This is a genomic window from Pseudomonas sp. MF6776 (assembly GCF_016613125.1).
Taxonomy (GTDB): domain Bacteria; phylum Pseudomonadota; class Gammaproteobacteria; order Pseudomonadales; family Pseudomonadaceae; genus Aquipseudomonas; species Aquipseudomonas iridis.
Genome location: NZ_JAENSQ010000030.1, coordinates 19994 through 34090, shown reverse-complemented (window position 1 = coordinate 34090; position 14097 = coordinate 19994). Strand labels below are relative to the sequence as shown.

Below are 14097 nucleotides of genomic sequence, written 5' to 3'. Positions count from 1 at the left end.
GAGCGAGCCTGCTCGCGAAGAGGCCATTTGTCACAATGGAAAACTTCAGGCCTTGGTGGCGACCAGGGTGAAACACATCGGCAACTGCGCTTGCTGGTTCAGGTATTGGTCGTACAACTCTTCCCGATTCGAATGCGCATATTCCTTGAAGTGCGCGATGTTCAGCCCTGCCCCGATGGCGCCGCTGAAGATCGCGCCGAGGTTGTGCACGAACCAGTAGGATTTCGCCGCCTGCTGTTCGACCTTGCCGACATAGACGATCGGCTCTTCCTGCACGAACGGCTCTGCGCGGAAGTACGAAGTCGCGAGGCGATACGGGTCTTCGCCGTCAGGGTCGACCATTTCCAGAAACGGATGGGTTTCGTAGATCACCAGTTGTCCGCCCGGTTTCAGAACCTGCGCGACGTGGCGGAAAAATTCGCCAATGTCGGGCATCCAGTTCAGTACGCCGATGGTGATCAGCGCGACGTCGAAGCGGTTGTGCAAAGACGTCGGCAAATGATGGATATCGCTTTCGATGAATTCAGCACTGTGCGGTGAACGCTTGTTCAGCTCACGCGCCTGTTCGAGGAACGCCGCCGATTGATCGACACCGACCACACTGCGCGCACCAAGGGCGAATAGCGACAGGCTTTCGCGGCCGTTGTTGCAGCCCAGTTGAATCACGTCTTTACCGTCGACCGCCAGCAATCCGCTCAAAGTCTCATCAAGACAGGAGAAGTCCGCCTGAGCGACTTCGCTGAGCAAAGCCTGCCAGTCAGGCGAATCCTGATGGTGACGGGCGGAATCGTTCCACGCCTGACGATTGCTTTCGATGGCGGTTTTATTGTTTGGCACTTCCATGGCGCACTCCGGACGATGCTCGTGATTGAGCGGATCCGAGTCTAAATCAGCCCGCCAGTTGCGGTTGTTGCAAACTTGTAAGCCAACGCTGTAGGACCTGCCGCAGGGCAACTATAGTTAATAGCCTTGGGGAAAACCGCACTCGCAGGTGCCGCCATGCAAATGTTCGAACGGCTGTTGTTGACCGGTTGTCTGCTCGCTGCCACACAGGCGCACGCGCTGGACAGCAATTTTATCTACTACGGGCCGAACCAGCCCTTCGCCCACCCCGCTCCGCCGTCGTTGTCCGCGCAGCCGCCACGGCCGTTTGATGACACCGCGCCGCAGGATTTCGTGGTCATCCCGGATCGCCACGTGTTTCGTGATTCACAACTGCCGACCGTGGCGGATGCGACGGTGCGGGTGTTTGTCCGCACGTACGATGCCGAGCGCGGGATTTATGTGAATGATGAGGTGCTTGATCCGGGTTGTTTGCTGGAGTGTCTGAGCCGGCAGCAACACTGATCCGGGTTGCTCGCCTATTCTGTTGGCACCGAATAACCCTGTGGGAGCGAGCCTGCTCGCGAAGGCGGTAGACCAGTCAACATTGATGTCGTCTGACATGGCCTCTTCGCGAGCAGGCTCGCTCCCACAGGGGCATACGCTGTTTCTGGGTTACCACTGGCGTTTGTCCGGTCGGGCCAGGCCTAACTTTTCAATGCGATAACGCAGCATGTCGCGGCTCAGGCCCAGCAAGCGGGCGGACTTGGTGACGTTCCAGTCGGTCTTGTCGAGCATTTTGCGCACCATGTCGCGCTCGACTTCCGGCAGGTTCATCGACTCCATGTTGCTGGCCGGACGCGGCTCGTAATGCGGCGCCGGTTCGTAATGCTGATGCTGCGGCGGCAACTCGTCACACAGGCTCATACAGACATTCAACTGATGCGCGGCGATGGTGTCGTTCGGCGCCAGCAGCACGGTTTGCTCAAGCATGTTGCGCAACTCGCGCACGTTGCCCGGCCAGGTGTAACTGAGCAGCAATTCTTCGGCCTGATCACTGAAATGCAGATGCGGTTTGCCATAGCGCTTGCCATGGCTGGCGAGGAAGTGCCGGGCAAGCAGCAGGATGTCTTCGCCACGAGTGTGCAGGCGCGGGACCTTGATCGAAATGATCCGCAACCGGAAGAACAGATCCCGCCGGAATTTACCCTGCTGCACCATTTGCTCAAGGTTGCAGTTGGTCGCGCTGATCACCCGCAAATTGACCTTGCGCTCCTTCACCGAACCCACGCGGCGAATGGTGCGATCTTCCAGCAGCTTCAAGAGCTTGGCCTGCAACAGCAGGTCCATTTCGCCGACTTCATCGAGAAACAGCGTGCCGCCGTCCGCCGCTTCCACCAGACCGACCCGCCGATCCTTGGCGTCGGTGAACGCGCCTTTCTCGTGACCGAACAGTTCCGACTCGACCAGATTCGACGGGATCGACGCACAGTTGAACTCAATGAACGGGCCTTTGCTGCGCGGGCCGTCGAAGTGCAGCGCGCGGGCCACCAATTCTTTGCCGGTACCGGTCTCGCCTTCGACTAAAACCGGCGGCAGATCGGTGTTGGCCATGCGGCGTTCGGCGTCGAGCAACTGCCCGATGGTGTTCTTCAGGTACTGCATCGGCGCTGATTCGCCGATCAACGCCTGCACCCCGGATTTCTGCGCCTCGCGGTCCTGATAAAACGACAGCGTGCGCTCCATTCGCTCTGTGGCCAGGGCCTTGTCGAGGAGCAATTTGAGTTCGGGCAATGCGACCGGTTTGGTGACGTAATGAAAGGCGCCCTCTTTCATTGCCACCACGGCATCTTCGACGTTGCCGTAGCCGGTCATCATGATCACTTTGAGATCCGGCGCGCTGATGCGCAGCTTCTGGATCAGGTCGTGCCCACTCATGCCCGGCAGCGAGTTGTCGGTCAGCACGATGTCGGGCATAAAGGTTTCCAGTTGCCCCAGCGCGTCTTCGGCCGAATGGCAGACAGTCACCTCGAAGTCTTTGCGCTCCAGGTAGGTCTGAATATTGTCGGCCAACAGTTCGTCATCCTCGACCAGCAGAATGCTGTGTTCCATATTCCCCTCCCGATGCCACTTTAAAGTTGAGACTGACGCGGGTTCCCTCCTGCTCGCGGCTGGTCAAGACGACCGAACCCTGAAAACGCTCCATGATTCTTCTGACCAATGCAAGACCCACGCCGAGTCCGCCCTGCTTGGTGGTAAAAAACGGTTTGAACACCAACAGTTGCTGTTGCGCGCTCATGCCTTTGCCTGTGTCGCTCAGGGTCATGCGCACCTGATGGGGCTGGGGCGTTTCGATCTCGACCGTTAACACCCCGCCCTTGGGCATCGCCTCGAGGGCGTTGGCAAACAGACTGTTGAGAATTTGCGTGAGCAGCACTTGCTGACTGACGATGGGCGGGCAATCTTGCGGGGTGAATCGCACGACAACCCCGTTGCGTCGAATCAGCGCCTCAAACGCGCCGAGGGTGTCTTCGACCGTCGCGAGCAAGTCCACCGCTTCACCGTCGTCACTCATCGGCCGTAACGACACCAGCAACTCGCGCACCCAGCGTGACATGCGATCAACCTGGCTGATGATGTCGCCGATATTGCGCTGGGCGCCGTCGCTGGCGATTTCCTGAGCCAGTTCGGCGCTGGAGCGAATGGTCGCCAGCGGATTGCGCAGGCTGTGCGCCACCGCCGAGGACATTTCCCCCAGCGCGACAAAGGTTTCATTGCTGATCAGTTGCTGCTGCTGGCTTTGCAGCAACGTTGCGGTGCGGCGGACGATCCAGAACAGCGCGAGATAAATCGCTGCGCCACCGAGCAGCGTCGCCACCCAGATCGAGGCGAATCCACGGTCGATCCGGTCGACAAGATCCGACGGTTCCTTGTAGATCTCGACCATGGCGACGACTTTGCTTTGGTCGGCATTGAACATCGGGATGTAGTTCTCGATAAACAGGTATTTCGGCTCGCGCGACAGCCGCTGCTCAGGCTTCTCGTCGTCGATCTTGTGGTAGCTGGAGGCTACCGGGACTTTCATTTCGAACGACTCGTCCAGCTCTTCATCGTCTTCAATCCTGACATTGATCAGCTCCGGGTTGGTTGACCAGATGATCGTGCGATCGAGCGCATAAACGGTGGCCAGCAGAACGTCGGGCAAATGTTCGACATGATCGAGAAACTCAATGCGCGCCGCAGCGTGCACCCCCGGATTGACGTCGGGGTAACTGTTGTCTTCGCGTGGGTCGAGCATTTCGCCCATGGTGCGGTTCGGATTGATTTTGGCGTGACGCATCTCGGCTGCGCCGATGGCCTGGACGAATTGCGCGGTGAGCAGCGCATCACGCTCAACGCTTTCGGTGACCACGAAACGCGTGGAGATATAGCCCAACCCCAGCGCTACGGCCGCGATGATCAGAAAACTGCCAAGCGAAAACCAGCGCAGCAAATTGAACTGCCCGCGCCAGCCTCTGCTGGCCTCTGCCGTTGCGCTCGGAGTCGATATTTTTTGTGATTCCAGTCGCTGCATGGACGTGCCCTGGAGTGCTTGTATCAAATAGGTTGCGGCCGCCGGTACGTGTGAGTGTAGGTGGCAATGACCGCAACACACGGTTCAATGATGCTAATTTGCCGCTATTGCATACGGCTCACCGTTGCGCCTGAGGAACCTGGCTTTACAGGCGTTGACACACCGTCGGCGATCGGATGAACGGTGGGGTGCTGACGCTCGGTTTCGTCGTCCAGATAATCGATGATCGACTGCGCCGACAGCTCGTCGAGGCGCAGGTTAGGCATCGAAATACGCTGGTATTGTTCGAACAGTTGCAGGGCTATCGGGTCTTTCTCCGCCAGCATCCGATCCGGTTCGCGGATCCAGCGATTGAGCCAGACCGGGTCACGCTGACGGGTCACGCCGAGCAGATCCGGGCCGATATTGCGCATGCCGATGCCCTCGCCATCCTGTGGGCCGAGGCTATGACAGGAAGCGCAGCGGGTGCGGAACAGTTCTTCGCCGCTGCTCGGCGGGCGAATTTGTGGCGCATCGGCGTAACTTTGTTCGACGCTGGCCTGCTTCCAGTTCTGCAAGGTGTTGGCCAGTTGATCGGCGAGAATCCACGGGTTTTCAAAGGGCGAGGCTTTCATCCAGCGCCCGGTGGTCTGGTTGCCGACGATCAGGCTCAGGTTGTGATCCTTGGCACGGCCGTTGTCGACGCCGTCGATGAACAGCCCGAGTTTTTTGCGCAATTGGGTGACATCGGTGAACTCGCCGGTGAGAAACTTCCAGCCAGGCCCGACCTTGAACCGTTGAGCGTACGCCTTGAGCACTTCGGGCGTATCGCTGAGCGGGTCGATGCTGATCGAGTAAAAGAAGATGTCCTGTCCGACCCGCTCTCCCAGCAGTTGCTGCACTTGGCGCAAACGTGCGGTTTCCAGTGGGCAGGAGTCGCTGCACGAGGTGAAGATAAAATTGATCACCACCACTTTGTCTTTGATCAGGTCATCGAAAAAATGCACCTGCTGACCGTCCTGATCGGTCAGCAGGGTATTGGGGAAATAGTCGCCACCCCATGGGGTGGCGGATTCGCTGGTCGCGGCCATTGCGTCGACGCTGGCCTGATGCGCGAGCAGCACGCGGCTGCCGAGCACGCAGGCCACCAGCACCAGCACCAGGTGCATGCCCAGCGCCCGGGAGCGCGGGATATGCACCGGTTGGCTGTCACCGTGCCGACGGTTCATGGCTTGACCACCACTTGCGGGCCGAAGCCGTCGCCAGTACGGAAGGTCGGCAGCGCGGCGGAGTTGACGTAGCGCACGCCATCCCAGCTCGGCAGTGGGGTCGGCATCAGTTGCAGTTGACCGGGTTTTTCCAGGTCCCAACGCAGCAGCATCGAGTTGTCCTCGTGTTGCGTGTTGTGACAGTGCTCCATGTACGTCCCGGCAAATTCGCGGAAGTTGATCGCCATCTCCACGCTGTCCAGCCCGTCGTTTTCCGAACCGATGCGATAGACGTCCTTGCGTGCCCATTTTTCCCATTCCGGCGGGGCTTTACCGCCCCGACTGAGGATGATCCCCTCCTCGAAATGCACGTGCACCGGATGGCTCCAGCCCTTGCCGCCAGCCTTGATGTTCCACACCTCGAGGGTGCCGAACCCGGCTATACCGGCATCGGTCGGGCCGCTGGCCAGTTTGGTCGAGGCGTTGAGTCGGCGCGGGTCCATGTGGAAGCCGAAACCGCCATCGGTCTTGACCGTCCACGGCGCCAGATCGGTGCCATCGGTACGGCCGAACGTGAAGGTGCGGTGACGGGCATTGGCCAGCAGCGCCTTGTCGGCCGCGTTGTCGCGGTGGATCTTCAGCGGGATCATCACCATGCCTTCGGCCTTGCCCGGTTTGGCCGGTTCGTAAGCTGCCGGGTCCATGGCCAGATCCTGACCAGTGAACGCCTTGACGTTGAACTGCAAGACTTTGCCCACCGCCGGATCGCCTTTGTCCCACTGCGGGCCTTTGCTGGTCTGCTTGATCACTGCCAGATATTTCTCGGAGAGCACGTCGGCCAGCGGGACCACTTCCTTGGGACCTTTGCCGTCGTCGTGCGCCTGCAGGTTGACGAAGAATAGCTTGTCGCCGGGCTTGATGCCGTTTTTGCCGAAGTTGACGATGATGTCGAAGCGCTCGGCGATGCCCTGGGTCGGCAGAATCGCGTTGTGGTTCTGTTTGTCGCCATCGGCGTCCAGATCCATCGAGCCGTCGAACGGCACGCTGTGCTCCATGATGTTGCCGTCGTTGGCGATCATGTGAAACGGCACGCGGCTATAGGAAACACCGGTGTTTTTCGGCCCTGGGTATTCGCCGCTGGTGCCCTTGATTTCGCGCACCAGCGCGAGTTTGAAGTAGCGCGACACCGAGCCGTTGAGGATGCGCAGGCGATAGCTGCGCGCACGCACGTCGAGGGCCGGTTTCCACTGCCAGTTGACCAGCATCTGATCACCGATGAAGCCGTCAGTGTTGAACGGGTTGAACCACAACTGACCTTGCTGATCCCAGGCCTTGTCGGCGAACACCAGGTTGACGTCGTAGTCGCGGTTGCCCCACGGCAAGGCGCTGCCGCTGGGCAGGCGCAGATTGACCCCATCGTTCACCGATTCGTTGCCGCGATCGAGCGCGCTGTAGTAGTTCATCATCGCCGCGTTGCCCTTGTAGACGTTCTGCGCGGTGAAATCGAGCATGTGATCGTGGAACCAGTGGGTGCTCATGGTTTCGCGCCAGTCACCACGGATCTTGATGGTGCCGTGGTCGCAGGTCTTTTTCCCTGGTTGCAGGTCGTTGACCCACAGGGTTTCGCCCGGTGCGCAAGGGAACGCTGCGCGCGGGTCTTCAGCCTTGGTGTTGATGCTGTCGTAACCGGCGAGCTGGATCGGCCAACGATAGTCGTAGAACTGGCCGGGAAAGAAAAACGCGTTGGCATAGCCGTCGCTTTCCGCTGGTGCATGGCCGTTGTGTTCGTGGGTGCTGATGGTGTGCAGACCAAAACCACGGTTCGCCGAAGGGTCGATCGGCAAGCCGTTGTAGTGACGCATCAGCACCGGTTGGCCGTAACGCACCATCAACAGTTTGGGCGGCAGCGTGCCGTCGAACGTCCAGACCGAGTTGTGGTTTTGCGCGGGCATGGCCGGGTGGAAACGCGGGTCGACGCCTTTGGCGGTGCCATCGGTCAGCGGCACCCCGGCGACGTTGTGATACAGGCCACCGGGGCCGAATTCGCCCACGGCGTAACCGTGCATTTGTCGACTGTCACGCAGGCCGCCGTTGAGGCGCGCACCGGTCTGCACGGTTTTGTAGGCGACTTGCGGGTAGAACTCGTTCCAGCGCTGGTGCGCCCAGCCTTTGCCCGGTGGCCGGCCTTCGGCGGACGAACCGATATGGCGGTTGAGGAATACTTCGATCTGCGCCTGCCACGGATTGCGGTCGATCACGTTGGCGAACTGGCTGGGAAACGGTGTCAGCCCCGGTTGGCGCAAGAACCCGTCGAGTGCGATGCCGGGTGGCGCGCTGCGCGCGATGTTGTTCGGATCCTGCGCCGGTGCCGGGCCAATCGCTGCCGGCGGAAAGCCGAGCGGCGCAGCCGGGGTGGTCGGGTCGAGTTTTTCCGGGCCGAATTCTTCGAACAACATCAGTTGCTGAGTAAACGGCTGCGCACCGTAAAGCGGGCTCGGCTTGCCGTTGGTGGGGTAGTTGAAACTGGTTTGCACGGTCGGCGGCAGGATGTTTTCCGCGCGCGGCGTGTCCCGTGAACCTTTGACGCCGTCGGGCAGATCGAAGGAGTCTTCGTTGGCCTCGGGCAGGGTCAGCAGATTGTTGAGGGCGCCGGCGCGGTCTTCAGGCTCGTCGTAGTAAGACGAAGGGTCGGAAGGCTCGGGCTGGTTTTCGTCATCAATCGGACTCGCTCCAAGTCCGCCGACATGGCCCAGGGTCAACATCAGGAAGACGCTCAACGGCGTCAGCAGGAACAGCTTGTCGGGGTAGAGCGTCGTTCTGTCCATCACCAGCCGCCTCATTCGGGAAGGGGTGATGATGTTTTGCAACTACTGCGCCAATAAATTATTTCCAGTTGTAACAGGCATTTGGAAGCGCTGGGGTATCCCCCACTCCCCGGCGACTGGGGCTTGACACCCATTGATGGGGGAAGTTCATAAATTTTTGCGGCGTCTATTAACCTGTGCAGCCGCTGCCGAACACGGCCCGAGCCTTAGGCAGCCCCTCTACGGGAAAGTTGTCGTCAGGGGACGCGTTGAAAGGCCAGACGCACGGTGGTGCCCTCGCCTTCACGGCTGTCGAGGGTCACACCACCGCCATAGCGCTCCATGATCCGTTTGACCAGCACCAGGCCGACGCCGAGCCCGCCCTGTTTGGTAGTGAAAAACGGCCGGAAGGCCATGGTCCGTTGCTCTTCGCTCATGCCTTTGCCCGTGTCGCTGAGCACCACGCTGACGCTGCGGTTGTCGACCGGCTCAAGGCTGATGGTCAACGTGCCGCCCTTGTCCATCGCTTCCAGGGCATTGGCCAGCAGGCTATTGAGGATCTGCGTCAGTTGCACCGGCTGGCTGAGGACCATCGGCGTGTTCTGCGGACGAAACGCCACCTGTACCTGGTTTTTGGCAATCTGTTGCTCGAAGGCGACCAGACTTTCATGCAGGGCCGCCACCAGGTTTACCGGCTCCGGATCATCGTTGAGTGGCCGCAGGGATTGCAGCAGCTCCCTCACCCATTTCGACATGCGGTCAACCTGGCCGATGATGTCCTTGATGTTTTTCTCCGCCGGCCCGGCATCGAACTCCAGCGCCAGCTCGGCACTTGAGCGGATGGTCGCCAAGGGGTTTCGCAGACTGTGCGCCACTGCCGAGGACATCTCGCCCAGCGCAACAAATGTTTCGTTGGCAATCAGTTGCTTTTGCTGCGCCGCCAACAATATCGCCGCGCGCCGCACAATCCAGTACAAGCCCAGGTAAATCAGTCCGCCGCCAAGGGCCGTGGCCAGCCAGATCAGGACCATGCCGCGCTCCATGCGCGCGATCAGGTCTTTGGGTTCCTTGTAGATCTCGACCATCGCCGTGACGTTCTTGCCTTCGGCGTCGAACAACGGGATGTAGTTCTCGATGAAGATGTATTGCGGCGGCACGACGAATTTCTGCTCGGCGCGGTCCTCTTCGACGCCGTGATAGCTGGCCGACACCGGAATCTTTTCATTGAAGGCCCGATCGAGGTCTTCGTCGACGTGAATGCTGGTGCCGATCAGCTCGGGGTTGGTTGACCAGATCACTCGCCGGTCGAGCGAGTAGATATTGGCGAGGATCACGTCAGGCAAATGCTCGATGTGATCAAGAAACTCGCCTCGCGCATCAGCCCGCGCTTGCGGGTTGACGTCGGGAAAATCCTTGTCCTGTAGCGGATCAAGCAGCTCGCCCATGGTCCGCACATTGGGAATCGAAACGTGGCGTACCTCGGCCGAAGCGATGGCCTGAATAAACTGCGCCGTGAGCAACGCATCGCGCTGCACGCTTTCCTCAATCACAAATCGTGTCGACACCGCACCGAGCGCCACGGCGACCGTGCCGATCACCGCCATGCTGATCAACGAAAACCAGCGCAACAGATTGAACGGCTTCGTTCGCGGGCCTGGCCGCAGGCTGCTCTCATCGACTGGAAGTGATTTCGACTGCATGTTCATGGCGCGACTTCCCGAAACTTCCCTATAGGGTTATAGCCCACGGTTGGGTGTTTGCCCGAATGCGGGGGGGCCTCAATTTCCCGATCAACCAAAAACCTTCTGTAGGAGCTGTCGAGTGAAACGAGGCTGCGATCCTTTGATCTTCACAATCAAAAGATCGCAGCCTTCGGCAGCTCCTACAGGGGTGCCCCACCGGCCCCAATGCTGGGGACTGACGCCCTATCCCCCGAATGCTGTATCGCCCGACCGCTTATTGAAAGACCCCTCTAATCCGGGCCTTTCAAACCAATTCGCCAGACTTTGGCATGGAAGGTGTACAGGCCCTCTGCAACTGACCCACCCCCAAGGGGCAGGTACTTTGATAGAGGGCTTAACTCATGCACCCTTTACTGTCCAAAACCGCGACCGTCCTGGTCGTGAGCGCCTTGGCTCAGGGCATCGCCCAGGCCGCGTTGTTTGCTGTTGACCCCGGCCCCTACACCCCGGCCAACGGTGGTTTCGCCAGTTGGTACCAGGACTCCCACGGTCGCACGCTCGATTTGTGCCTGTCCAAAGCGCTTAGCTCGCGAGTGCCCAGCGCACCTGGCGCGCCTTCGTACATGTGCTCGCTGCTGCCGACCCCCGGTGTGTTCGACGACGCGCAGCCAATCGTTTTCCCCACCAACTTCCCCGATGAAGCGTTCTGGTTCACTGGCGAAACTGCACTGGTCGATGCGGCACGCGGGATCGACCTCGGTTACGTGAGCGCCATCGAAGCCGCGTTTGCCGCCGAAGAGCCGGTCGAAGGCGATCAGGTCAGCTTCGCGCGCGTGCGCATTCGGGTCGATGTGCCGACCGCCGGCACCTACGTGATCACCCACCCCTACGGCGTCGAAGTGTTCAACATCGACACACCCGGCCGGCGCGCGATCAACATGACCCGCGACATCGGCATCGGCACCCCTCAAACCTACGACGGCGCCCTCAAGGGTGACATCGGGCCGTTCCTGCGCAGCGTCAACGGGCCGTACACCGAGACCAATCCGCTGACCGGCGCCGCCGAACAATTCATTGGCGACCCGAACCTCAGCGAGCCGGTCACCGGCAGTCCGTTCAACACCAACTACGTACGGATCGAAGGCCCTAACGGTCTGGATTTGCGCACGACCACGTTTGCGGTCTCCGGCAAGTTGTCGACCGTCGTGCGACCAACGCCAATGATCACGCAGCGCAGCACCTACTCGCGCAAGGCCGGTGAAAGCACGCCTGTGGCCCAGCAAGACGTGTTCGTCCTCGCGCCGCCTGCGCCCGGCACCGCAGCAATCACCAGCAGCACCCCAGTGCTGAACATGACCGAAGCCAACAGCACCGGCAGTTGGTACGCGCAGTCCTCGGTCAACCCGACCTTGCCGACCACGTTGCAAGTGACCGCCGACAACCATCTGGCGATCGCCAGCAGCACGCCGACCACCCTGCCGATGGTCCTGACCGATCTGGTGATTATCCAGAGCGCCCAGTACAGCCTGAGCTCCGGGCAACTGACCGTGGTGGCCTCGACCAGTGACGAAACCTCGCCCCCCGTACTCACCGCCTCCTCCGGCAGTGGCGCCGCCATCGGTGCGCTGGGCGGCGACGGCGCGGTGAAAACCCTGGCCACCGGGATCTCGCCGATACCACCGGCCAAGGTTTTGGTGACGTCGTCCAACGGCGGCAGCGATACCGAAGAAGTGGTCATCGTGCAATGAACGCTCACATGCCCAGATCCGTATCAGGAGGCATCATGAACAAGTGGCCACGCTTCGCGCTCAACGCGCTCGGGCTGACTCTCTCGCTGACCGGCAGTGCCTACGCGCAACTCGCCGCCGTCGATCCCGGCCCCTACACCTTCGCCACCGGGAAATTCCCGATGTGGTATCAGGACAACAATCAACTGTCGATGGAACTCTGTCAGTCGCGCGCCGCCAGTTCGAGGGTGCCGGCCAGCGTCCCACCGGCCTACATGTGCATTCTGCTGGCCGAGGCGGGCATCTACGACGACGCCCAGCCGATGATTTTCCCTGACAACTGGCCGCCGGAAGCATTCTGGTTCCTGGCGGAAACGACGATCCCGCAGATCGGCAACAGCGGCTATGAACTGGAAGCGTACGTTGCCGGGATAGAAGCGGCGTTTGCCTCGGAGAATCCGATTGACGGTGATCAGGCAAGCTTCGCGCGGATCCGCATTCGGGTCTCGGTGCCCAGCGCCGGTACCTACACCATCACCCACCCGTATGGCGTGGAAACGGTCAACGTCACCACACCCGGTCGACGTGCGATCAACATCACCCGTGACATCGGCATTGGTGCGCCGGGCAACTTCAGCGGTGCACTCACCGGCGCGATCGGGCCGTTCCTGCGCAGCGTCAACGGCCCTTACACCGAGGTCAACCCGGACACCGGCGCCACCGAAACCTACGTCGGCGACCCGAACCTCAATGAAGCGGTGACCGGCAGCCCGTTCAACACCAACTTCGTGCGCATCACCGGGCCGGCCGGGACCATCCAGTCCAGTGTGTTCAGCCTGTCTGGCAAGGTGCTCGACAACCGCCAGCAAACCCAGGTCGAAATCGACCGCGCCACCTATCGCCGCACCGCCGCTGGCGTGCGTGCCGAAGTATTCGCCAAGGCGGATAACAGTTCGACCCTGTGTTTTCGCGAAAGCGTTGCGCTGCTGCCCGGCCCACCGCAGACACCGTGCCAGACCGATATGCTGGGCGACAACAATGGACTGTTCTTCGGCCAACGTCTGGGCAGCGGGACTGTGCCGCCAGTCATCGTCGTGACCGCGACCAACCCGACCGGCACCACACGTCCAACCGCCGTATCGGCCAAGCTCACCGACGTGGTGAAAATACAGACCGCGCGCTACAACTGGGCCAACCACAGCCTGCTGATCGAAGCCACTTCGACCGATGAAGTCGCGGTGCCAGACATGGTTGCCCAGGGTTACGGACGCCTGTCGAAAACCGGCACCCTGCAACGGATCACCGTCGCCGACCTGACTCAGCCACCGGCTACCGTGACGGTAAAATCCGCCGCCGGCGGCAGCGATAGCGAGGCGGTTGTTGTCGTCGGTACCGCGCCGGACACCGGTGAAAACCAGGCGCCGATCACCAACGCCGACACCGGCAGCACCACCTTCGGCGTGCCGATTACCCTCAGCCTGTTGACCAACGACAGCGATCCTGACGGCGACACACCACTGGGTATCACCGCGTTGACCCAACCCGCCGCAGGCCAAGGCACCGTCGCCCTCAGCGGTTCTGCCGCCGTGGTCTACACCCCGCCAGCCGTGGTGAACGTGCCACTGACCACAACCTTCACCTACAAAGCGCAGGACGCCAAAGGCCTGGCTTCGGCCAACCCGGCGACCGTGACGATTACCGTCGCGCCAAACCAGGCACCGACCGCCGTCGCCGACAGCGTCGCCACACTGGGCGTAGCGATCCCGATCAACGTGCTGGCCAACGACACCGATCCGGAAGGCAACGTACCGCTTGCGGTCAACAGCCTGACCCAACCGGCTGTCGGCCGCGGCACGGTCAACACCGACGGCACGGTGATCAACTACACCCCACCGGCCACCGTGACCACAGCCTTCACCACGACGTTCACCTACATCGCCCGGGACAGCTTCGGCGCCCTGTCGACCCCGGCGACCGTCACCGTGCAAGTGTCGCCACGACCAGCGACAGAGACCTTCGCGGTCACCGCATCGACGGTGCAGGCGCGGTCCGGTGGTCGCTTCAACTGGGACTTCACCGGCACCTCATCGGTTACCACCGGCAACACCATCACCGTGCAGGTCACCACCCCGACCGGGCTGGTAACGCTGGGCACGACCACGGTACCGGTGACCGGACGCTGGCGGCTGACGCTGGCCAACACGTTGATAGTGCCATCGGCTAACCCGACGGCGACCATCCGTTCATCCCAGGGCACCGTGCGCACGGTCTCGGTGAACACGCTCTAGCTCCGTTAATACC

Annotated in this window: 9 protein-coding genes; 3 read left to right on the top strand and 6 right to left on the bottom strand. The window is 61.0% G+C overall.

Translation table 11 applies throughout. The features are described from left to right. Positions 1–45: 45 nt before the first annotated feature. On the bottom strand, positions 46–843 hold the full coding sequence (locus JJD74_RS24990) for a class I SAM-dependent methyltransferase (protein WP_047300548.1): 798 nt from the start codon (positions 841–843) through the stop codon (positions 46–48). Positions 844–999: 156 nt separating this feature from the next. Between JJD74_RS24990 and JJD74_RS24985 the strand changes: the two genes are divergently transcribed. Beyond that, entirely contained in the window at positions 1000–1347 is a 348-nt protein-coding gene (locus JJD74_RS24985; RefSeq protein WP_200617035.1) for a hypothetical protein, read from the top strand. Positions 1348–1497: 150 nt separating this feature from the next. On the opposite strand, the gene JJD74_RS24980 is transcribed toward JJD74_RS24985, so the two are convergent. From JJD74_RS24980 to JJD74_RS24960, 5 genes are all read right to left on the bottom strand, one after another. Beyond that, positions 1498–2934 carry a sigma-54-dependent transcriptional regulator gene (locus JJD74_RS24980; RefSeq protein ID WP_115146755.1) on the bottom strand — a complete coding sequence of 479 codons (1437 nt, stop codon included), beginning with the start codon at positions 2932–2934 and terminating at the stop codon, positions 1498–1500. Beyond that, entirely contained in the window at positions 2903–4396 is a 1494-nt protein-coding gene (locus JJD74_RS24975) for a sensor histidine kinase (RefSeq protein WP_200617034.1), read from the bottom strand. The genes JJD74_RS24980 and JJD74_RS24975 overlap by 32 nt, the downstream gene beginning before the upstream one ends. 104 nt (positions 4397–4500) lie before the next feature. Continuing rightward, complete coding sequence (locus JJD74_RS24970) at positions 4501–5604, bottom strand: SCO family protein (protein ID WP_200617033.1); 1104 nt, start codon at positions 5602–5604, stop codon at positions 4501–4503. Then, positions 5601–8408, bottom strand: a complete 2808-nt coding sequence (locus JJD74_RS24965; RefSeq protein ID WP_200617032.1) for a multicopper oxidase domain-containing protein — start codon at positions 8406–8408, stop codon at positions 5601–5603. The genes JJD74_RS24970 and JJD74_RS24965 overlap by 4 nt, the downstream gene beginning before the upstream one ends. 236 nt (positions 8409–8644) lie before the next feature. Further along, positions 8645–10093: a sensor histidine kinase gene (locus JJD74_RS24960; RefSeq protein WP_200617031.1), complete on the bottom strand. Its 1449-nt coding sequence runs from the start codon at positions 10091–10093 to the stop codon at positions 8645–8647. Between the two features lie 377 nt (positions 10094–10470). Here JJD74_RS24960 and JJD74_RS24955 point away from each other — a divergent pair, with 377 nt between their 5' ends. Together JJD74_RS24955 and JJD74_RS24950 are read left to right on the top strand one after the other, a co-directional pair. Then, positions 10471–11817, top strand: a complete 1347-nt coding sequence (locus JJD74_RS24955; protein WP_042559786.1) for a hypothetical protein — start codon at positions 10471–10473, stop codon at positions 11815–11817. Between the two features lie 35 nt (positions 11818–11852). Next, a complete protein-coding gene (locus JJD74_RS24950) occupies positions 11853–14084 on the top strand; it encodes an Ig-like domain-containing protein (protein WP_200617030.1) in 2232 nt (743 codons plus the stop codon). The last annotated feature ends 13 nt before the right edge of the window (positions 14085–14097 follow it).